The sequence below is a fragment of the Pseudomonas avellanae BPIC 631 genome, assembly GCF_000444135.1.
Taxonomy (GTDB): Bacteria; Pseudomonadota; Gammaproteobacteria; order Pseudomonadales; family Pseudomonadaceae; genus Aquipseudomonas; species Aquipseudomonas avellanae.
Genome location: NZ_ATDK01000240.1, coordinates 1 through 21237 on the forward strand (window position 1 = coordinate 1; position 21237 = coordinate 21237).

General features: G+C 58.3%; 19 protein-coding genes. 10 read left to right on the plus strand and 9 right to left on the minus strand.

The window, feature by feature from the left end; all coding sequences use genetic code 11:
- Window positions 1-342 precede the first annotated feature (342 nt).
- Window positions 343-2856, minus strand: a complete 2514-nt coding sequence (locus DW49_RS0112575; RefSeq protein WP_024421272.1) for a glycosyltransferase family 2 protein — start codon at window positions 2854-2856, stop codon at window positions 343-345.
- Between the two features lie 213 nt (window positions 2857-3069).
- Between DW49_RS0112575 and tcdA the strand changes: the two genes are divergently transcribed.
- Complete coding sequence (gene tcdA / locus DW49_RS0112580; protein ID WP_005615955.1) at window positions 3070-3900, plus strand: tRNA cyclic N6-threonylcarbamoyladenosine(37) synthase TcdA; 831 nt, start codon at window positions 3070-3072, stop codon at window positions 3898-3900.
- Here tcdA and DW49_RS0112585 read toward each other — a convergent pair.
- Genes DW49_RS0112585 through DW49_RS0112600 form a run of 4 tightly spaced genes read right to left on the minus strand, consistent with a single transcriptional unit; the run spans window position 3891 to window position 6990 of the window.
- Window positions 3891-4298 carry a SufE family protein gene (locus tag DW49_RS0112585; protein ID WP_005615956.1) on the minus strand — a complete coding sequence of 136 codons (408 nt, stop codon included), beginning with the start codon at window positions 4296-4298 and terminating at the stop codon, window positions 3891-3893. The two genes, tcdA and DW49_RS0112585, sit on opposite strands and share 10 nt — an antisense overlap.
- Window positions 4295-5500: an aminotransferase class V-fold PLP-dependent enzyme gene (locus DW49_RS0112590; RefSeq protein WP_005615958.1), complete on the minus strand. Its 1206-nt coding sequence runs from the start codon at window positions 5498-5500 to the stop codon at window positions 4295-4297. The genes DW49_RS0112585 and DW49_RS0112590 overlap by 4 nt, the downstream gene beginning before the upstream one ends.
- A gap of 60 nt (window positions 5501-5560) precedes the next feature.
- Window positions 5561-6595, minus strand: coding sequence for a 2,3,4,5-tetrahydropyridine-2,6-dicarboxylate N-succinyltransferase (gene dapD, locus DW49_RS0112595; RefSeq protein ID WP_003377783.1), 1035 nt, complete (start codon window positions 6593-6595; stop codon window positions 5561-5563).
- A gap of 47 nt (window positions 6596-6642) precedes the next feature.
- Complete coding sequence (locus DW49_RS0112600) at window positions 6643-6990, minus strand: ArsC family reductase (RefSeq protein WP_024419709.1); 348 nt, start codon at window positions 6988-6990, stop codon at window positions 6643-6645.
- Window positions 6991-7222: 232 nt separating this feature from the next.
- Between DW49_RS0112600 and DW49_RS0112605 the strand changes: the two genes are divergently transcribed.
- Window positions 7223-7453, plus strand: coding sequence for a hypothetical protein (locus tag DW49_RS0112605; RefSeq protein ID WP_024419708.1), 231 nt, complete (start codon window positions 7223-7225; stop codon window positions 7451-7453).
- A 97-nt stretch (window positions 7454-7550) separates the two neighbouring features.
- Here the strand turns inward: DW49_RS0112605 and DW49_RS0112610 are convergent, their stop codons facing one another.
- The 4 genes from DW49_RS0112610 to map all read right to left on the minus strand — a co-directional run bounded on the left by DW49_RS0112610 (window position 7551) and on the right by map (window position 13356).
- The gene (locus tag DW49_RS0112610; protein WP_005615963.1) at window positions 7551-8381 is read right to left on the minus strand and encodes a matrixin family metalloprotease; all 831 of its coding nucleotides are present in this window, start codon (window positions 8379-8381) and stop codon (window positions 7551-7553) included.
- A 132-nt stretch (window positions 8382-8513) separates the two neighbouring features.
- Complete coding sequence (gene dapC / locus DW49_RS0112615) at window positions 8514-9707, minus strand: succinyldiaminopimelate transaminase (protein ID WP_005615965.1); 1194 nt, start codon at window positions 9705-9707, stop codon at window positions 8514-8516.
- Window positions 9708-9810: 103 nt separating this feature from the next.
- Window positions 9811-12507 (minus strand): [protein-PII] uridylyltransferase, encoded by a 2697-nt coding sequence (locus DW49_RS0112620; protein ID WP_007245412.1) that lies wholly within the window; start codon window positions 12505-12507, stop codon window positions 9811-9813.
- 66 nt (window positions 12508-12573) lie between these two features.
- Complete coding sequence (gene map, locus DW49_RS0112625; RefSeq protein WP_005615971.1) at window positions 12574-13356, minus strand: type I methionyl aminopeptidase; 783 nt, start codon at window positions 13354-13356, stop codon at window positions 12574-12576.
- Between the two features lie 319 nt (window positions 13357-13675).
- On the opposite strand from map, the gene rpsB reads away from it, so the two are divergent.
- The 8 genes from rpsB to rseP all read left to right on the plus strand — a co-directional run bounded on the left by rpsB (window position 13676) and on the right by rseP (window position 21220).
- Window positions 13676-14419 carry a 30S ribosomal protein S2 gene (gene rpsB / locus DW49_RS0112630; RefSeq protein ID WP_005615972.1) on the plus strand — a complete coding sequence of 248 codons (744 nt, stop codon included), beginning with the start codon at window positions 13676-13678 and terminating at the stop codon, window positions 14417-14419.
- A gap of 190 nt (window positions 14420-14609) precedes the next feature.
- Window positions 14610-15473 carry a translation elongation factor Ts gene (tsf, locus tag DW49_RS0112635; protein WP_005615974.1) on the plus strand — a complete coding sequence of 288 codons (864 nt, stop codon included), beginning with the start codon at window positions 14610-14612 and terminating at the stop codon, window positions 15471-15473.
- 205 nt (window positions 15474-15678) lie between these two features.
- A complete protein-coding gene (gene pyrH, locus DW49_RS0112640; protein ID WP_002554728.1) occupies window positions 15679-16422 on the plus strand; it encodes a UMP kinase in 744 nt (247 codons plus the stop codon).
- Window positions 16419-16976, plus strand: coding sequence for a ribosome recycling factor (frr, locus tag DW49_RS0112645; protein ID WP_005615978.1), 558 nt, complete (start codon window positions 16419-16421; stop codon window positions 16974-16976). The genes pyrH and frr overlap by 4 nt, the downstream gene beginning before the upstream one ends.
- 16 nt (window positions 16977-16992) lie before the next feature.
- Window positions 16993-17748 (plus strand): polyprenyl diphosphate synthase, encoded by a 756-nt coding sequence (gene uppS, locus DW49_RS0112650; protein ID WP_005615980.1) that lies wholly within the window; start codon window positions 16993-16995, stop codon window positions 17746-17748.
- Window positions 17748-18563, plus strand: coding sequence for a phosphatidate cytidylyltransferase (locus DW49_RS0112655; RefSeq protein ID WP_005615982.1), 816 nt, complete (start codon window positions 17748-17750; stop codon window positions 18561-18563). Before uppS ends, DW49_RS0112655 begins: the two co-directional genes overlap by 1 nt.
- A complete protein-coding gene (gene ispC / locus DW49_RS0112660) occupies window positions 18560-19750 on the plus strand; it encodes a 1-deoxy-D-xylulose-5-phosphate reductoisomerase (RefSeq protein WP_005615984.1) in 1191 nt (396 codons plus the stop codon). Before DW49_RS0112655 ends, ispC begins: the two co-directional genes overlap by 4 nt.
- Window positions 19751-19867: 117 nt before the next feature.
- Window positions 19868-21220: a sigma E protease regulator RseP gene (gene rseP, locus DW49_RS0112665; protein ID WP_024419707.1), complete on the plus strand. Its 1353-nt coding sequence runs from the start codon at window positions 19868-19870 to the stop codon at window positions 21218-21220.
- The last annotated feature ends 17 nt before the right edge of the window (window positions 21221-21237 follow it).

The following is a 21237-nucleotide window of genomic DNA, read 5'->3' on the forward strand; positions in this document are numbered from 1 at the left end:
AAGACGGCATACGATATCGGTCTCGGCACCGGCGAAACACAGCCCCGGGCCGTCGCCGGTGCCGTGAGTGGCCCAGAAATTATCGACGTCTTCGATGCGCATCGGCTCAAGCTTGAAGCCGGCATCGCCCAGGCGCTGCATCATCACCGTCTGGCAATCGGCATCGACCGGCGTGACCGATGGTCGGCGGATCAGGTCGCAGGCAAGTTGGAGGGTGGGCGAGAGGTCGGCGGGGGCCGTCATGTACATAACTCCGGTAGCAAGACTTTGGGCGCGAAAAGGCGGATATCTTAAAGCAAAACGACGGCCTGGGGCCGTCGTTTATCGTGCGCTGTGGATAGGTCAGGTTGTGGGCTGTGAAGGGCGGTTTGCCCGAGCCGACAGGATAGCCATGATGACTGCCGCCAGGTAAGGGAGTGACTGTGCGCACAGCATTGCAATCCAGAAACCGGAATTCGTATCGATGTATGCCTTGTTTGTGAACAAAAGCACAATCGTGATCCAAGAGATCGCCAAGGTAGAGAGTTCTTCCCTTACATCGAGCAGGTTTTGTCCGATCCGGTTTGCAGAGGAATGTTTGGGCGTTCTGAAAAATGGCATCCCCGAGGTGACAAGGCCCGCCAGCACTGCCTTGCCCAGGGTCGGATAAAGCGCCATGCCGGCCAGTATCGCCGCCAGTGCCTCTTTGATGTTTGTGCTGACCACCTGCCGGTAGAGCACAACTATCTTGAGCGAGCGCAGGGCAAACATGAGTATCAATGGCGTAGAAAATATCCAGGGCAGAGGCCCGAAAGTCTCGGGCTTAAGGATCATTACCATCGACCAGGCCAACGCGGCCAGCGTCAACAGATAATTCATTCCTTCTGCCATCCACGGCATCCACCCCGCAACGAAATGGTAGCGTTGCATCGCGTTCAGGGACGCGCAATTTCCTGCAATCAGGCTTCCGGCGTGCCGCTTGACAATTTGCATAGCTCCATATGCCCAGCGATATCGTTGTTTCTTGAAGTCCATGAACGTATCGGGAGTCAGTCCTTTGCCATAGCTGGTAGCGGCGTAACCAGTGGAAAAACCATTTTCCAGCATACGCAGACCAAGTTCGGCATCTTCGCATATGCACCATTGCGCCCAGCCCAGCCGGTCCAGTGCTGATCGGCGGATTAGTGTCATGGTGCCGTGTTGAATGATTGCATCGTGATCGTTACGGATCACCATGCCGATGTTGAAAAAGCCTCGGTACTCGGCCTGACAGCAACGCTTGAACAGGCTTTCGTGACTGTCGCGATAATCCTGCGGTGATTGAATGACTGCAACCTTGGGGTCCGTAAAGTGCGGGACCATATGCTTGAGCCACTGTCGATGGACGCAATAATCAGCGTCGACGACCGCTACCACCTCTGCGTCTTCAGCGGTATGTCTCAACAGGTAGTTAAGTGCACCTGCTTTGAATCCGGGAAGTGGATTGACATGAAAAAACCGGAACCGAGGGCCGAGCTGCTGACAATATAGTTCGATAGGCTTCCAGATGGCCGGGTCCTGAGTGTTATTGTCGATGACCAGCACTTCAAAGTCCGGGTACTCCAGCTTTTGCAACGTGTCGAGAGTCCGTTTCACCATGTCCGCAGGTTCGTTGTAGCACGGGACATGCAGGGAAACTTTCGGGGCGGTGCCAACAGGGCAATGAAGGGGGTAGAAAGAGCGTGGGTCATCCGGTCCCCAGCAGGCTTCGAGGAACTCGTGCGTTTCGATACCTGTGTAAGTCAGTACGCAGGCAGCCCAGATAAAGGCAACAGGCAGCGCGAGCCAGACGGGCAGTGGCTGCGAGTAGTGCATGCCGAGCCCTGTCAATGCGTAACAAGCCAGAGCGATTATCAAGGCGCCTGAAGGCCACGATTCCGGTCTAAGGCGGGTGATAAGCCTGAGTAGTTCCGAAAGCACGTTGACCGGCATTTTTACCGGGCCGCTGACGTGCAGTTTTAATCTGCGCTTTGCATCGAATAAACCCCAATTAGGGCCGGGCAGGCCTTCTTCAGTCTTCCAGTGCTGGTCGAAGGCTTCTATCACATAATAGTCATAGCCGTGCTGATCGAGTAACGGAATCTGGTTGCGCAGGTATATCGAGTGCTCTGCATCAGAGGTTGTCATCCGCCGCTTTGCAATGGCCCTGCTTGGCCAGCCAATCTCGGAAAGTATGAGGGGTTTGTCAGGGAATCTCGCTCTCAGTTCGTTCGCGTGTGCCAGAACGATCACGCTCGCGTCCAGCGCTGAAACGCCTTCCCAGAAAGGCAATATATGAGCCGCAATGAAGTCGACATGCCTGACGAGTTCCGGCGTCTCGTACCATTGTGTCCATATCTCGGAGGTCGAAACAGGCACATTGACGGCACGTCGTGCGGTCTGCAGATAGTGAATAAGCAGATCGATGGGAACATCATCACGAAACAGGACTTCATTTCCCAGGACCAGGCGTTGCACGCTGGAGTAACGGTTGGCGAGTTCGATCCCTGCATTTATTTCCTCGATATTGTGCGTTTCATCCTCTGTTATCCACACGCCAAGCGTGACATTCATGCCCAGTGCTTCGGCGAGTTCAGGGATATGCATCAATGTCCCTTCCACCGAGTAAGTTCTTATATTCCGTGTCATGCTTCGAAGTAGCAGCAGGTCTTCTCTTATCTGATCACGCGTCGGAAAAATCTGTTTGTAGGGGCTTTGGCCCGGTCGAAAAGGGGCGTAGGCCACGCCAGAGATCATTGCAGGCCAGTCGGGCGGATGATTGAGTCTGGTTTTGAACAGTTTTGCCGGCCACGTGCCTGCCTTGCCTGAATCTTTATTCATGTCTGAACTGTGCTCCATGCGGTGTATCGATATCGCGACTTCCTGTCGCGTCTATTAACCCTAGCGGCATTGAGGTGCCAGGTGGTGCCGGCACTTAGACTCTTTTCTGCGTTGTCGCTGCTAAACAAAGGTTTTTTGCACCGTCAGCGCTGATCGCGACTGGGCAATAAGCCGGGTGTCTTAACCCTCGACAACCCCCTATAATGCGCGCCGGTTTTCGGGGTATTGATCATGAGCACAGACGATCCACGTTTCGCAGGCATTGCCCGTTTGTATGGCATTGAGGGGCTGGCACGCCTGCGCGCGGCTCATGTAGCGATCGTTGGCATCGGCGGCGTGGGCTCGTGGGCTGCGGAAGCCATGGCGCGCAGTGGCGTTGGCGAGATTTCGCTGTTTGACATGGACGACGTCTGTGTCAGCAACAGCAACCGCCAGTTGCACGCGCTGGACACGACCGTTGGGCGGCCCAAGGTCGAGGTGATGGCCGAGCGCATCCGGGCGATCAACCCTGATTGCGTTGTGCATGCGGTGTCTGATTTCGTGACGCGCGACACGATGGCCGAGTGCATCACCCCGGACATGGACTTTGTGATCGACTGCATCGACAGCGTCAATGCCAAGGCTGCGCTGATCTCCTGGTGCAAACGACGCAAGATTCAAATGGTCACCACCGGCGGGGCGGGCGGGCAGATCGACCCGACGCTGATCCAGATCGCTGACCTGAACCGCACGTTCAATGACCCGCTGGCTTCCAAGGTGCGTTCCACTTTGCGTCGCGACTACGGCTTTTCACGCACCCCGAACCGCCACTACAGCGTGCCTTGCGTGTTTTCCACCGAGCAACTGCGCTACCCGAAGCCTGACGGCAGCATTTGTCTGGAAAAGAAGTTCATCGGTGATGGTGTCAAGCTGGACTGCGCCGGTGGCTTTGGTGCGGTCATGATGGTCACCGCCACGTTCGGCATGGTCGCCGCCACTCGCGCCGTCGACAAACTGGTTGCCGGCACACGGCGGCCGTCCGAACGTGCAAAACCGGCGGCTGTTGCGGCTGATCAGGCTTGAGTCAATTCACGCATCTTCTGCAGCACGGCATTCAGGCCGTTGCTGCGCGAAGGTGAAAGCTGGCGTCCGAGGCCCAGTTGATTGAACCAGTCAGGCAAGTCCACGGCTTGCAACTCCTGGGCTGACAGCCCGTTCACGCGGGCGAGCAGCAGCGCCACCAGCCCGCGAATCAGCCTTGCGTCGCTGCTGGCCCGAAAGCGCCAGCCATCGGTGCCGATCTCGCCAGTCAGCCATACTTTGCTTTCACAGCCATGCACCAGATGCTCGTCCGATTTCTCGGCGTCGCTTAGGGGCGGCAGACGGTCGCCCCATTGCATGAGCAGGCGCGCGCGCTGTTCCCAACTCTGCGGTTGCGCGAAAGTTTCCAGAGCGGTCCGGGCCTGCGCAGGAAGACTCATCGAAGCAGCTCCAGCGCCTGATCCAGTGCGCTGAAGAACCGCAGCAGGTCATCCGAATCGTTGTACAGCGCCAATGAAACCCGAATTGCGCCAGGCAAGCCGAGCGTCTCGAGCAGCGGCATCGCGCAATGATGACCCGCGCGCACGGCGACGCCCTGTTCGGTCAGTAAATGGGCAAGATCGGCATTGTGTACGCCGTCCACGACAAAGCTGACCAATGCCAGGTCCGGAGCGCCCAGCAGTTGTATACCATCGCGCTGTTGCAAGCCTTCCAGCAAGCGGCGGTGCAGCCCGGCTTCGTGTTCAGCGACCGCCTGATGATCGAGGCTGTCCAGATAGCCCAGCGTGGCACCCAGGCCGATCACGCTGGCGATGGGCGGCGTGCCCGCCTCGAAGCCCAGCGGTGCAGGGCGAAATTTTGCGTGCTGGTAGTCGGCAGTCAGCACCATTTCTCCGCCGAACTGCCAGTGCGTCAGGCTCGGCAACGCGTCGTTGCGCCCGTACAGCACGCCGAGTCCTTCCGGGCCATAAAGCTTGTGGCTGGAAAATACATAGAAGTCACAGCCCAGTGCCGTCACGTCATGACGACCATGAACTACGCCTTGCGAGCCGTCCACTACCGTCAGTGCACCTTGTGCTTTAGCCAGGGCGATCAGGCGCGCCAGCGGTTGCCAGGTGCCGAGCACATTGGAAAGCTGGCTGACCGCTAGCAGGCGCGTGCGTGGCCCTATAAGGCTGGCTGCGGCGTCAAGGTCAATCACGCCGTCGAGGTCAAGCGGCAGAATCACCAGTTTCAGGTCGCGGCGCTGAGCCAGTTGCTGCCATGGCAACAGGTTGGCGTGGTGTTCCAGAGCGCTGATGGCGATCTCGTCGCCCGCGGTAAATTCATGCTCCAGCCCGTAGGCGAGCAGGTTCAGCGCAGAAGTGGCACCGTGGGTGAAGATGATCTGCCCGCTTTCGCCAGCATTAAGCCAGTGGGCAGCCTTGATGCGGCTGGCCTCGAACGCCTGGGTAGCGTGCGCGCCTGGCAAATGCTGGGCGCGATGTACATTGGCGGCACCGTTGGTGTAGTAATGAGTCAGGGCATCAATCAGCGCCTGCGGTTTTTGCGTGGTAGCGGCGTTGTCCAGATACGTCTGGCCTTGCCTTTGCAGTGCGGCGATGGCCGGAAAATCGGCGCGCCAGGGAGAGAGGAGGGGCATTGTTCGTCCAGACTGTGGGGGCGGACTCAATGCTTGATAGCGTTGAGTCCGCGCACAGCATCAGTTATGAGCGTGCAGTGCTTCGTTCAGCTCGATGGCCGACTTGTGGGTTTTACATTCCACGGCGCCGGTCTGCGAGTTGCGACGGAACAGCAGATCATTTTGACCCGCCAGCTCGCGGGCCTTGACGATCTTGACCAGCGCGTTGTTTTCATCGAGCAGCGCGACCTTGGTGCCTGCGGTCACGTACAGGCCCGATTCAACGGTGTTGCGATCGCCCAACGGGATGCCGATACCGGCGTTGGCACCGATCAGGCAGCCTTCGCCGACCTTGATGATGATGTTGCCACCACCGGACAACGTGCCCATGGTCGAGCAACCGCCGCCCAGGTCCGAGCCCTTGCCGACGAATACGCCTGCGGAAACGCGGCCTTCGATCATGCCCGGGCCTTCGGTGCCGCCATTGAAGTTGACGAAGCCTTCGTGCATCACGGTGGTGCCTTCGCCGATGTAGGCACCCAGGCGCACGCGAGCGCTGTCGGCGATGCGCACGCCACTTGGCACGACGTAGTCGGTCATTTTCGGAAATTTATCGACCGAGAACACTTCCAGCAGCTCGCCCTTGAGGCGTGCTTCAAGTTGGCGTTCGGCCAGCTCGGCCAGATCAACCGCGCCCTGACTGGTCCAGGCAACGTTAGGCAGCAGCGGGAAGATACCCGCCAGATTCAGGCCGTGCGGCTTGACCAGGCGATGCGACAGCAGATGCAGCTTTAGGTACGCCTCGGGAGTCGATGTCAGTGTTGCGTCTTCAGCCAGCAGCGTCGCAACCAGTGGCTTCTGGCTTTCAGCCAGGCGAGTCAGCAGTGCGGCCTGGGTCGCGTCTACCGGTTTTACCGCTTCGGCCAGCTTGTAAGCCATATCGACGTTGAAGGTGATCGCCTTGTTGCCGTCTGTGTAACCCAGAACAGGTGCGATGGCCGCGACCAGCGCTGCCGACGGGTTGATCAATGGCTGGGCGTAGAACACTTCCAGCCACGCGCCTTGACGATTTTGAGTGCCGACGCCGAAGGCCAGGCTGAACAGAGTAGTGGACATGCAAATACCTCTTAGCTTTATCAAGGGGCTTTCAGAAGCGCTTGGGCTTACTGTAAAGCCGCTGCATACAGGTCAGGTTTGAAGCCGATCAGGGTTTTATTGCCCAGATCAAACACCGGGCGCTTGATCATGGACGGCTGCGCGAGCATCAGTTCGACGGCTTTCGCTTGGTCGAGATCGGCCTTTTGTCCGTCATCGAGCTTGCGAAACGTAGTGCCGGCGCGGTTCAGTACGACCTGCCATCCATGTTCATCGCACCATTGCGTCAGGTGTTCGCGATCAATGGCCTGTGTCTTGTAATCATGAAATTCGTAGCTCACGGAATGCTCGTCGAGCCAGGTACGGGCTTTTTTCATCGTGTCGCAGGCTTTGATGCCAAACAGAGTGTAAGTCATTGTTTTAAGGCGGGGTGGCTGATCTTGCTCGATACTCCCCACTGCTTCTCCTTGCAATTTAGCCGGACATTATGCCACGTCATTCGACTCAACGCTGCGCTGCGTGGATCTGGCGTCGGAATGAGCATAGGTAACATCAATAACTATCATTAAGAAAGTTTCACCGTCATCAGCTTGAGTGATAAGCCGCGTCGGATAATGATGACGTTCAACTTTAATACTGGGTCGCGTTATGTCTGAACAAGATAAGAAGCGTCAGGAGGCGCTTGTCCGGCAGCGCTATTACAGGGAACGTCAGCGTGCCGAGGGCTTCAAGCAGAGCACTATCTGGATTCACGCCCAGGCCGAGGTGGAGGGCAGGCTGGCAGCGCGCGAAGGCAAACCGCTGATGCCCATGCAATCCCACGACCCCGTAAGCTGGGCGGTCGGGTGGGTGGCGGAAAGGATGCGAACCCGCCAGTAACCCTGGGTTTACAGAAGCCGTCGCGCCACACTTCACTGATGGAAGTACGTGGCGCTTGATTGCTTGCAGGTTGTTGCTGTCAGTCTCACAGATTCATTTATGGCGTGTCGAATTTCGAATTGGTGCGATCCGGGTAGATAGAACTCATCACTTCGATGTCTTTCGGGCTGAGCGTCTTGCCGACGTTGATGATCTCGAAGTCGCCGAGGCTCAGGCCGTTGGGGATATCGAAATGCATGACGGAGTCGCGGTCGTAAGCGGAGTAATGGAAGTCAGCGGCCTCGTATCGATCCAGAAAGTTTCTGCTGATCAGCTCATCGCTGTAGCCAGCTTGCAGTAAAAGCGTGCGCAGAAGCGGCTCGTTCCAGGGGATGTTGGCCTGGGGGTGCTGATGCTCGTGTACCGCGCCCAGGGCATGGCCGAACTCATGCAGCACGATGCGTGCAAGTTCCGGTTTTGCTGTCAGGTCCGGGGCGTACAGCTCATTGAAATTGAATTCCATGGTGGCCTGATCCTGAGGCACCAGAAGGGCGTCGGTGCCCAGCTCACTCCAGTTCAGGTTCGTATTGAAACCGATGCGAATGTCGCTTGCGCCATCAGTCACGAATTCGAACTTGAGGTTCACGTGAGGCAGCCATTTTTTCGCAGCTTCTACAATCGGGTCGGTCATGGCCGCCGGCGGATTCTTTTGGAAGAAAATCTTCAGGGTTCGTCCGCGTGCCCAGTATTTGGTAAACGACACCAGAATTCTTGGCTGACGCTCTGATCCTTCAATGTCGTAGCCGGTTTCTGATTCGTAGGTGGGTGTGATGGTCGCATTGGCCGGGTTTTCCTGGATCGCTACCTCATAGGATGCGTGATAGTCCGCGGCGTCTCGCATCGAGCAGGAGAACGGCAGCTTTACGGTTTGACTGGATGAAGCGGGCATAGGTGTTCCTTCGTGATAATGGGCTCGCTGTTTGGCAAGCATAAAAATGAGTCACGAAGGTACGGTCATGCGGGGTGCGGCAGGTGGTAACTAATTACCCCGCCGCACATTGCATGCGGCGGGGCGAGTGTTTTACTTGAGCACGAATGCGCGGATGCGTTCGGCAGCCTCGATACACTCGGCCAGCGGCGCTACCAGCGCCAGGCGCACTCGGCCAGCCCCCGGGTTGACGCCGTCGACTTCCCGCGAAAGGTACGAGCCCGGCACTGCGGTGACATGCTGATCGACGAACAGGTCGCGACAGAATGCAGCGTCATCGGTGCCGACATTCGGCCACAGGTAGAAGCCACCGTCCGGGCGTTGTACATCCAGCACCGGGGCGAGAATGTCGAGCACGGCATCGAATTTCTCGCGATACAGGTCACGATTGGCGCGAACATGCTCTTCGTCGTTCCAGGCGGCGATGCTGGCCAGCTGGGTTTGTACCGGCATGGCACAGCCGTGGTAGGTGCGGTACAGGAGGAAGGCCTTGAGGATCTCGGCGTCGCCCGCCACAAACCCAGAACGCAGGCCCGGCAGGTTGGAGCGCTTGGACAGGCTGTGGAACACCACGCAGCGTTTGAAGTCCTGGCGACCCAGCTCGACGCAGGCGCTGAGCAGGCCCGGCGGTGGGGTCTGCTCGTCGAAGTACAGTTCGCTGTAGCACTCGTCTGCGGCAATGATGAAGTCATGTTCGTCAGCCAGCGCGATGAGTTTTTTCAGGGTTTCAACCGGGATCAGCGCGCCGGTCGGGTTGCCCGGCGAGCACAGAAACAGGATCTGGCAGCGCTTCCAGATATCCACGCTGACTGCATCGAAATCAGGGTTGAAGCCATTATCGCTCAGGCATGGCAGATAGTGCGGTTGAGCACCTGCCAGAAAAGCCGCGCCTTCGTAGATCTGATAGAACGGGTTCGGGCTCACCACCAGGCCGTCATCGCTGCGATTGACGACTGTCTGGGTAAAGGCGAACAGGGCTTCGCGCGTCCCGTTGACCGGTAATACGTTGCGCGCTGGATCGATCCAGCCCTGCGGCACGCCGAATCGACGGTTGCACCAGCCGGAAATGGCCTCGCGCAGCGCGGGAATGCCCAGTGTGGTGGGATAAACCGCCATCTGATCAAGGTTGTCTGCCAGAGCCTTGGCAACGAAATCGGGTGAGCGATGCTTCGGCTCGCCAATGGATAGCGCCACCGGGCGTTTTTCCGGGTTGGGCGTTACGCTTCCCAGCAAAGCGCGCAGCTTCTCGAAAGGGTAGGGCTGAAGCAGTTGCATGGCGTTATTCATGGAGCGTGTTCCTCAATGAGCTGCGTTGAGTCGATTCGGTTGGCCTGGGGTCTGCTCCCGTTTCATCGCCACTCGCGATGAGACGGGGGGCGGCCCCCAGTGTTCATATGCTGATCCGCAGGTCGCCGCCGGGCTCTGAGTTGACGCTCAGTTGCTTGACGATGGCCTCCTGCAGCTGGCTGCACAATTGCGGATCGGACAACGGCTGATTGTTGGCGTCGGTGATGAAGAAAACGTCTTCCACGCGTTCACCCAGGGTTGCAATCTTGGCGTTCTGCAACGACAGGTCAAACTCCAGGAAAATCTTGCCAATGCGTGCCAGCAGGCCGGGCCGGTCGGGTGCCAGCAGTTCGAGCACCGTTACCGGGCGCTGGGCGTCGTTGTGAATGGTGACCTGCGGAGCGAAGGCAAAGTGCTTGAGCTGGCGGGGCACGCGGCGCTTGATGATCGTCGGGTAATCGTCCGGGTTGCGCAGCGCCTCGGTCAGGCCATCGCGGATGTCCTGAATGCGTTCAGGATTGTTGCCGATCGAGCCGCCCTCGTGATCCAGCACGATGTAGGTGTCGAGTGTGAACTGGCTGCTGGACGTGATGATGCGCGCGTCATGAATGTTCAGGTTCAACTGGTCCATCGCGGCCACGGTCACGGCGAAGAAGTCGTGCTGGTCCGGCGCATAGATGAATATCTGGGTGCCGCCCTCGAATTCACGCTGCGTGGTTTCCTTGATCAGCACCAGCGGGCCACCATCGGCAGGCTGCTGCAAAATCGCGTCACTGTGCCAGGCCACATCGCCTGCGGTGTGGCGCAGAAAATAGTCATCGCCCAACGCTGACCAGAGCTGCTCTACGTCATCAGGGTCTGTACCGCTGCGCACCAGAATGTCCAGCGCGGCCGTCTGGGTGCGGCGAATCTGCTCTTCGCGGTCAACCGGGTTTTCGAGGCCGCGACGCAAGGCACGCTTGGTCTCGGTGTACAGCTGGCGCAACAGGCTGGCGCGCCATGAATTCCAGAGGGTCGGGTTGGTCGCATTGATGTCGGCGACGGTCAGCACATACAGGTAGTCCAGATGCACTTCATCGCCCACGAACTGGGCGAAATCGTGGATGACCTGCGGATCGGAAAGGTCCTTGCGCTGCGCAGTGGTGGACATCACCAAGTGGTTGCTCACCAGCCAGACGATAAGCCGGTTGTCCCATGCTGGCAGGTGATGGCGCGTGCCAAAGGCCTGTGCGTCGACGGCACCAAGCTCCGAGTGGTCGCCGCCACGGCCCTTGCCGATGTCGTGGTACAGCCCGGCGAGGTAGATCAATTCCGGTTTCGGCAGGCGGGCCATGATTTTGCTGGCCAGCGGAAATTTCTCGGAGACCTCGGTGTACTGCAGCTTGCGCAGGTGCTTGATGAGATTCAGCGTGTGCGCATCGACGGTATAGATGTGGAACAGGTCATGCTGCATCTGCCCGACGATGTGGCCGAACTCCGGCAGGTACAGGCCGAGAATGCCGTAGCGGTTCATACGACGAAGGTTGCGATGGATACCGATTTCGCACTTGAACAGCTCGATGAACAGGCTGGTGTTGCGAATATCGTTGCGGAAGTCATCGTTGATCAGGTGCCGGTGCTCGCGCAACAGGCGAATCGTGTCGGCACGCACGCCCTTTATCTCCGGGTGCTGGGCCATCAGCACGAAAATCTCGAGCATGGCGAACGGCGTGCGTCTGAAGACGTTCGGGTTCGTTGCTTCTATATAGCCGTCGTGCAACTGGAAGCGCGAGTTGATCGGCTGGGGTGTGCCGTCGTCGTCGGAGAGAATCACTTCTTCAAAATGCTGAATGATCAGATCGCTCAGCTCCGCGATGCTCATGACCACGCGGTAGTACTTCTGCATGAAGCGCTCGATGGCCAGTTTGGCATCGTTGTCTTCATAGCCTAGCAGCCCGGCGATGCGAACCTGATAATCGAACAGCAACCGGTCTTCGGATCGTCCGGCCAGCATGTGCAGGGCGTAGCGCACTTTCCAGAGAAACTCCTGAGAGGAGGCCAGCAGTGCGTTTTCGCTGCCCAGCAGAAAGCCTTCGCCTGCCAGCGCGTGCAAGTTGAGGGTGCCGTACTGGCGCCGCGCCACCCAGAGAATGGTCTGGATATCGCGCAGGCCACCGGGCGAGCCTTTGACGTTGGGTTCGAGGTTGTACTCGGTGTCGTTGTACTTGTGGTGGCGCTTTTTCTGCTCTGCGTGCTTGGCCAGGAAAAATTCCTTGCTCGGCCACATGTGCTGTGTGCTGGTGACTTCCAGCATGCGCTGACGCAGATGCTCGGGGCCGGCGATGGTGCGGCTTTCCATCAGGTTGGTGATCACCGTCAGATCGGCTCGGCCTTCCTGCGCGCACTCATCGACGGAGCGTACGCTTTGCCCCACTTCCAGGCCGATATCCCACAGCAGCGTCAGAAAACGCTCGATAGGTTCGCGGAACACTTCGTGGTCATCGCTTTCCAGCAGGATCAGCAGGTCGATGTCCGAGTACGGGTGCAGCTCGCCGCGACCGTAGCCGCCGACTGCCAGCAGGGCGATGTCGGCGTCTTCACTCCATTCGAACTGATCCCAGGCCTGTTGCAGGATGTTGTCCACGAACCAGGCACGATCCTCGATCAGGCGACGGATATCGCGGCCCGACCTGAACCGGTTGTCGAGGACGTCTCTTGCTCTGCGGATCGCTTTCTTGAACGCCGCGATGGGGCTGGCCTTCAAGGCCAATTCGGCCTGAAACTGGCCGCGATCGAACAGGTCTGGATCTACTTGCGGCATGGAACGGCATTCCTCGTGTCGAGCTGTGCGAGTGTGATATCGAGCGTTCGGCCACGCAGGCTGGGGTCAGGGAGCCTTTTGTGCAATGGTATCGTCGCTGCGTAAAGTGAAGATTTCGTAACCGTCGGCCGTGACCAGCAGCGTGTGTTCCCATTGCGCCGAGAGCTTGCGGTCCTTGGTGATCGCGGTCCAGCCGTCACCCAGGATCTTGGTTTCCGCGCGGCCCTGGTTGATCATCGGCTCGATGGTGAAAGTCATGCCTTCCTTGAGCTGAATACCGGTGCCGGCCTCGCCGAAATGCATGACTTGCGGCTCTTCGTGAAACACTTTGCCGATACCGTGCCCGCAGAATTCGCGAACCACAGAGAAACCATTCTTTTCAGCGTGTTTCTGAATGACCGCACCGATGTCGCCCAGATGGGTGCCGGGTTTGACGATCTCGATGGCCTTGTACAGGCATTCCTGGGTCACTTTCGACAGGCGTTCAGCCCACACCGGGACGGTGCCGACGTGAAACATTCTGCTGGTGTCGCCGTGGTAACCGTCCTTGATGACTGTGACGTCGATGTTCAGCGAGTCGCCGTCCTTGAGCTTCCTGTCGCTGGGGATGCCGTGGCAGACCACCTGATTGATCGAGGTGCAGATCGACTTGGGAAAGCCTTTGTAGTTCAGCGGAGCCGGGATCGCCTGCTGCTCGTTGACGATGTAGTCATGGCAGATGCGGTCCAGTTCTTCGGTGGTGACGCCCGGTTTGACATGGGGCGCGATCATTTCCAGAACTTCGGCGGCCAGGCGGCCGGCGATGCGCATTCTTTCAATGTCTTCCGGGGTTTTGAGGGTGATGGTCATACTGGATCTCTCGACGTGTCCGGCACGCGGCTGGTGCGCAAAGGCGCGATTCTATCAGACCGCCCGCGCCGGGTGATCATCGCTTCCTTCTATAGGCTATAGGCAATCGATGCCTCTCTAAAAGCGCGGCAAAACAAGAACTTGATGGGAGTTCCGTTCTCTTCCCTTTTGTGATATAAAATGCGCCGCTTTCCAAGGTCCGTCCTTGAAGCACAAACCCACACACGTGTCGACACGATGACCTGGGTGCCCTTGGCAGATGCCACTGGTTGGTCATTGGGATACGTGGAGGCCTAACCCGACTTATCAAGGAACTATCATGTCCCAAGTCAATATGCGCGATATGCTGAAGGCCGGTGTGCACTTCGGTCACCAAACCCGTTACTGGAACCCGAAAATGGGTAAATACATTTTCGGCGCGCGTAACAAGATTCACATCATCAACCTTGAAAAAACCCTGCCTATGTTCAACGAAGCTCTGACTTTCGTTGAGCGCCTGGCGTCGGGCAAAAACAAGATTCTGTTCGTCGGCACCAAGCGTTCCGCTGGCAAGATCGTTGCTGAAGAAGCAGCACGTTGCGGTTCGCCGTACGTCGATCATCGCTGGTTGGGCGGCATGCTGACCAACTTCAAGACCATCCGTCAGTCGATCAAACGTCTGCGCGAGCTGGAAGTACAAGCTGAAGACGGTACTTTCGCCAAGCTGACCAAGAAAGAAGCCCTGATGCGCACCCGTGATCTGGAAAAACTGGATCGCAGCCTGGGTGGTATCAAGGACATGGGCGGTCTGCCAGACGCACTGTTCGTTATCGACGTTGATCACGAGCGCATCGCGATCACCGAAGCCAACAAGTTGGGCATCCCGGTTATCGGCGTTGTCGATACCAACAGCAGCCCGGAAGGCGTTGACTACATCATCCCGGGCAACGATGACGCAATCCGCGCCATCCAGCTGTACATGGGTTCGATGGCTGACGCTGTTATCCGTGGTCGTAACAATGTTGCTGGCGGCACCGACGTATTCGTCGAAGAAGCTCCAGCTGCAGCTGCTGTAGAAGGCTGAGTACAAACGCCTGGCGTTTACTCAGTACGCGAAAAGGGGGCTTAGCCCCCTTTTTGCCACCTAGGAAATGATTTGTCGGTCTGTAGCCATGACCTTGCTGTCATGTGTTGCTGCCACCCTGATTTTTCCAGAATTGCACGCCCGGCGAGCCGGGTGGAATGGTTGAAGACCTATCCAAGAGGATTTTGAAATGGCAGAGATTACTGCAGCGTTGGTCAAAGAACTGCGCGAGCGTACCGGCGAAGGCATGATGGATTGCAAAAAGGCCTTGACCAAGGCTGGCGGCGACATCGAAAAAGCAATCGACGACATGCGTGCTTCCGGCGCGATCAAGGCCGCTAAAAAAGCAGGCAACGTTGCTGCTGAAGGCGCCATCGCTATCAAGGACGACGGCAAAGCGGCTGTCATCATCGAAGTCAACTCGCAGACCGACTTCCTGGCCCTGCAGGACGATTTCAAGAATTTCGTTGCTGCAAGCGTCGAAAAAGCTTTCGCTGACAAGCTGACTGATGTGGCTCCGTTGATTGAAGCTCAGGAAGCTGCACGTCTGGTACTGGTCGGCAAGGTTGGCGAAAACGTCAACATTCGTCGCCTGAAGCGCATCGAGGGTGATGTTGTAGGTAGCTACCTGCACGGCAACAAGATCGGTGTGGTTGTTACCCTTAAAGGCGGCAACGTCGAGCTGGCTAAAGATATCGCCATGCACGTCGCGGCAAGCAACCCTGAGTTCCTGTTCCCTTCGGAAGTTTCGGCCGAAGCGATCGAGCGCGAGAAGAATGTCTTCCTGCAGTTGAACGAAGACAAGATCAAAGGCAAGCCAGCTGAAATCGTCGAGAAGATGGTTGGCGGCCGTATCACCAAGTTCCTGGCTGAAGCCAGCCTTGTTGAGCAAGCGTTCGTCAAGAACCCGGAAATCAAGGTCGGTGATCTGGCCAAGAAAGCCGGCGCTGAAATCGTTTCTTTCACTTACTTCAAAGTAGGCGAAGGCATCGAGAAGCCAGTTGACAACTTCGCTGACGAAGTTGCTGCTCAACTGGCTGCTGCCAAGCAGTAAGACGGTTTTTCAACTGTCGCCCCGAAGAGGCTGCCCGCTCACGCGTGCGGCCTCTTTGTCGAAAGAGAAAGGGAAATTTTCCCTGGAGATTGGGCTCACAAGGCTGCATTCTCCCGACGCTCGTCGAGCGTCAAGCTAAAGTAAGCGCAGGCTTGAGATAGCCAGCACAGATTTTTTTCAGAAAACGCCGCAGGAGAGATTCGCAATGGCTCAGCAGGGCAGTGGTTATCAGGCTCGCTATAAACGCATTCTACTCAAGCTCAGCGGTGAGGCCCTGATGGGCTCGGAAGAGTTCGGCATTGATCCCAAGGTGCTGGACCGCATGGCGCTGGAAGTCGGCCAGCTGGTCGGTATTGGTGTTCAGGTCGGTCTGGTCATCGGCGGCGGTAACCTGTTCCGTGGTGCGGCACTGAGTGCTGCGGGCATGGACCGGGTAACAGGCGACCACATGGGCATGCTGGCCACTGTGATGAACGCCCTGGCAATGCGCGATGCGCTGGAGCGCGCTAATATCACCGCTATTGTGATGTCGGCCATTTCGATGTTGGGTGTGACGGATCATTATGATCGTCGCAAGGCCATGCGCCACCTCAGCGCCAAGGAAGTGGTGATCTTCGCTGCCGGTACTGGTAACCCGTTCTTCACGACCGATTCGGCTGCCTGCCTGCGCGCGATTGAAATCGACGCCGATGTAGTGCTCAAGGCCACCAAGGTAGATGGTGTGTATACCGCAGATCCGTTCAAGGACCCGAATGCCGAGAAGTTCGATCATCTGACGTACGATGAAGTGCTGGATCGCAAGCTGGGTGTGATGGATCTGACTGCAATCTGCCTGTGTCGCGATCACAAGATGCCATTGCGCGTCTTCAACATGAACAAGCCGGGTGCCCTTCTGAATATCGTCCATGGCGGCGCTGAAGGAACCCTGATCGAGGAAGCCCAACAATGATCAACGAAATCAAGAAAGACGCTCAGACGCGCATGCAGAAGAGCCTCGAGTCGCTGGCTCACGCGTTCACCCGCATCCGTACCGGCAAGGCTCACCCAAGCATTCTGGGTGGCGTCATGGTCCCTTACTACGGTGCCGACACCCCGCTGAGCCAGGTTGCCAACGTGACCGTCAAAGACTCGCGCACCCTTCAGGTCGTGGCCTTCGAGCGCAACATGCTCGCGGCGGTCGACAAGGCTATCCAGAGCTCCGGTCTGGGCTTCAATCCGACCAACCTGGGCGAGCTGCTGCTGATCTCCATGCCTGCGCTGACCGAGGAAACCCGCAAGGGCTTCACCAAGCAGGCGCGTGATGCTGCCGAAGACGCCCGTGTTGCCGTACGCAACATTCGTCGCGACGCGCTGAGTCAGTTGAAAGACCTCGTCAAGGACAAGGAAATCAGCGAAGACGAAGAGCGCCGTGCTGCTGACGACGTCCAGAAGCTGACCGACAAGTTCGTGGCGGAAATCGAAGTTGCGGTCAAGCAGAAAGAAGCTGATCTGATGGCTGTTTAAGGTTTCGGACGCTTTCATGGAAAAAATAAAATCGGCCGGGCCGTCTTCGGTACCGCGCCACGTCGCGATTATCATGGATGGCAATAATCGCTGGGCCAGAAAACGCCTGTTAACGGGTGTGGCTGGCCACAAGGCTGGTGTCGACGCTGTGCGGGCTGTTATCGAGGTCTGCGCCGAAGCCAAGGTCGAAGTGCTGACATTGTTCGCGTTCTCCAGCGAGAACTGGCAGCGCCCGGCCGAAGAGGTCGGTGCGTTGATGGAGCTGTTTTTCACGGCATTGCGCCGTGAAACCAAGCGCTTGAACGAGAACGACATCAGCCTGCGGATCATCGGTGACCGTTCGCGCTTTCATCCTGAGCTTCAGGCTGCGATGCGCGAGGCGGAAGTGCGGACGTCTGGCAATAGCCGCTTTGTGCTGCAGATCGCTGCCAACTACGGCGGGCAGTGGGATATCGCGCAAGCGGCCCAGCGACTGGCGCGCGAGGTTCAGGCAGGGCATCTGCAGCCGGAGGACATTACCCCCGAGTTGTTGCAGACCTGTCTGGCGACGGGCGATCTGCCGCTGCCTGACCTGTGCATTCGCACTGGTGGCGAGCATCGCATCAGCAACTTTCTGCTTTGGCAGCTGGCTTACGCCGAGCTGTATTTCTCCGACCTGTTCTGGCCGGACTTCAAACACGATGCCATGCGCGCCGCGCTGGCAGATTTCGCTTCTCGCCAACGTCGCTTCGGTAAGACCAGCGAACAGGTAGAAGCTGGAGCCCGGGCTTAATGCTGAAACAACGGATCATCACGGCACTCATTCTGTTGCCAATCGCCCTGTGCGGCTTTTTCCTGCTGACCGGCATGTACTTTGCGCTGTTTATCGGCGTAGTGGTCGTGCTGGGTGCCTGGGAATGGGCGCGGTTGGCGGGCTTTGCTGCCCAGTCGATGCGTGTGGGGTATGCGGCCCTGGTCGCTGTGCTGCTGTTTTTCATGTACCTGCTGCCGGGTCTTGAACCCTGGGTATTGGTCGCGGCAGTCATCTGGTGGGGCGTTGCGACCTTCCTTGTTCTGACTTACCCCGATTCCAGCAGTCACTGGGCCAGTGCTGCCTGCAAGCTGGTGATCGGTCTGCTGATCCTGCTGCCTGCGTGGCAGGGGTTGGTGCTCATCAAGCAATGGCCGCTGGGTAACTGGCTGATCCTCGCGGTGATGGTGCTGGTGTGGGCGGCTGACATCGGCGCGTATTTCTCCGGCAAGGCTTTCGGCAAGCGCAAGCTGGCTCCCAAGGTAAGCCCCGGTAAAAGCTGGGAAGGCGTGTACGGCGGTCTGGTGGTCAGTCTGGGTATCACCGCGGCAGTCGGTGTTTCTCGTGACTGGACCGTCGTCCAGTTCATCGCCGCGCTGCTGGGCGCTGCTGTGATCGTATTCATTTCCGTGATCGGTGACCTCACCGAAAGCATGTTCAAGCGCCAGTCCGGGGTCAAGGACAGCAGTAATCTGCTGCCTGGACACGGCGGCGTACTGGACCGCATCGACAGCCTGACGGCGGCCATTCCGGTATTTGCCGTGCTGTTGTGGGCCGCTGACTGGGGTGTCATGTGAGTGGGCCGCAACAAATAACAATTCTGGGTGCAACCGGCTCGATTGGTCTGAGCACGCTGGATGTCGTTGCACGTCATCCGGCTCTTTATCAGGTTTTTGCGCTCACCGGCTTCAGTCGTCTGGATGAGTTGCTGGCACTGTGCATCAAGCACACGCCGCAATACGCGGTAGTGCCCGAGCAGGTTGCCGCTCGAAAATTGCAGGATGACCTGGCGGCGGCCGGGCTCGATACCCGAGTGCTGGTGGGCGAGGGCGGTCTGTGCGAAGTGGCGGCGCATCCTAGGGTTGACGCAGTCATGGCGGCCATCGTCGGCGCGGCAGGTTTGCGTCCGACACTGGCTGCGGTCGAGGCGGGCAAGAAGGTGTTGCTGGCCAACAAGGAAGCGCTGGTCATGTCCGGCGCCCTGTTCATGGAAGCTGTGCGCCAGAGCGGTGCAGTACTGCTGCCCATCGACAGCGAGCACAATGCAATTTTTCAGTGCCTGCCCGGCGATTTTGCTCGCGGCCTGGGCGCTGTCGGTGTGCGGCGCATCATGTTGACTGCGTCAGGCGGGCCGTTTCGCGAAACGCCGCTGGAGCAGTTGCAGGATGTGACCCCGGAGCAGGCCTGTGCTCATCCGGTCTGGTCAATGGGGCGCAAGATTTCGGTCGATTCGGCGACCATGATGAACAAGGGGCTGGAGCTGATCGAAGCCTGCTGGTTGTTCGACGCACGCCCTGATCAGGTCGAGGTGGTGATTCACCCTCAAAGCGTGATCCACTCGCTCGTCGATTACGTTGATGGCTCTGTGCTGGCCCAGCTGGGTAATCCCGACATGCGTACGCCCATTGCCAATGCACTGGCGTGGCCTGCACGTGTAGACTCTGGCGTCGCGCCACTGGATCTGTTTCGCATTGGTCAGCTGAATTTTCAAGAGCCCGACGAGGAGCGCTTTCCTTGCCTGAGGCTGGCGCGTCAGGCTGCCGAGGCTGGCGGCAGTGCGCCCGCCATGCTCAACGCCGCCAATGAAGTGGCTGTGGCGGCATTTCTCGATGGGCGTATCCGTTACCTGGAAATCGCCGGTATCATTGAGGAGGTTCTGAATCATGAGCCTGCGACTGTGGTCGAAGGGCTCGATGCGGTATTTGCAGCGGATGCGAAGGCGCGTTTGCTGGCAGGCCAATGGCTCGAAAGAAACGAGCGATAAGCGCCAGACAACACGCCAGAATATGAATGAAAGGGTTGATGTGGTGCGTCAAGGGTGGGCCTCGCGGCTTGCGATGATTAACACACTGGCCGAGCAGTCGGTACCCGGAGAAGGCTGATGAGCGCTTTATATATGATTCTCGGCACCCTTGTTGCGCTGGGCGTGCTGGTGACCTTTCACGAGTTTGGCCACTTCTGGGTGGCCAGGCGCTGTGGCGTCAAGGTGCTGCGTTTTTCGGTAGGCTTCGGCACGCCGTTGCTGCGCTGGAGTGATCGTCAGGGGACTGAGTACGTCGTCGCTGCGATTCCTCTGGGCGGCTACGTGAAGATGCTCGACGAGCGTGAAGGCAATGTTCCGCCGGAGCTGGCTGATCAGTCTTTCAACCGCAAGACCGTAGGGCAGCGCATTGCGATCGTGATCGCAGGTCCTACCGCCAACTTCCTGTTGGCCATCGCGTTCTTCTGGGTGCTGGCGATGATGGGCAGCGAGCAGGTTCGCCCGGTCATCGGTGCCGTCGAGTCCGGCAGTATTGCTCAGCAAGCCGGTTTGACTGCCGGGCAGGAAGTTGTCGCTGTCGATGGCGAGCCGACATCGGGCTGGGCCGGGGTCAATCTGCAACTGGTCCGCCGCCTGGGCGAAAGCGGTACCATCGCGCTCAAGGTCAGGGATCAGGGCTCGACGGTCGATACCTCTCGCGAGCTGGTACTCAGCGACTGGCTCAAGGGCGCTGAAGAGCCTGATCCGATCAAATCTCTAGGCATCCGTCCGTGGCGTCCGGCCTTGCTGCCGGTGCTGGCAGAGATCGACCCGAAGGGGCCGGCTCAGAGCGCCGGGCTTAAAACAGGTGATCGCCTGATTTCGATGGACGGCCAGCCTCTCAGTGAGTGGCAACAGGTTGTTGATCGGGTGCGCGAGCGTCCCGAAGCCAAGGTTTCAATGCGCATCGAGCGTGACGGCGTGCAGGCGGACATACCTGTTACCCTTGCAGTCCGAGGCGAAGGCAAGGCTGCCGCAGGTTACCTGGGTGCCGGTGTCAAAGCTGTCGATTGGCCACCGGAAATGCTGCGCGAGGTCAGTTACGGGCCTTTCGCCGCGATGGCCGAGGGTGTAAAGCGCACCTGGACCATGAGTGTGCTGACCCTGGACTCGCTCAAGAAAATGTTGTTCGGCGAGCTCTCGGTAAAAAACTTGAGTGGACCGATAACCATTGCTAAAGTGGCGGGCGCTTCGGCCCAGTCAGGCCTTGGAGATTTTCTGAATTTCCTCGCCTACCTGAGCATAAGCCTGGGTGTTCTGAATTTGCTGCCCATTCCTGTCCTGGACGGGGGGCATTTGTTGTTTTATCTGATCGAGTGGGCGCGTGGTCGTCCCCTTTCGGAAAAGGTTCAAGGTTGGGGGGCGCAGATCGGTATCAGTCTGGTGGTGGGCGTAATGTTGCTCGCGCTGGTCAACGATCTGGGCCGACTGTAACGCTTTGCCGAAAAGCC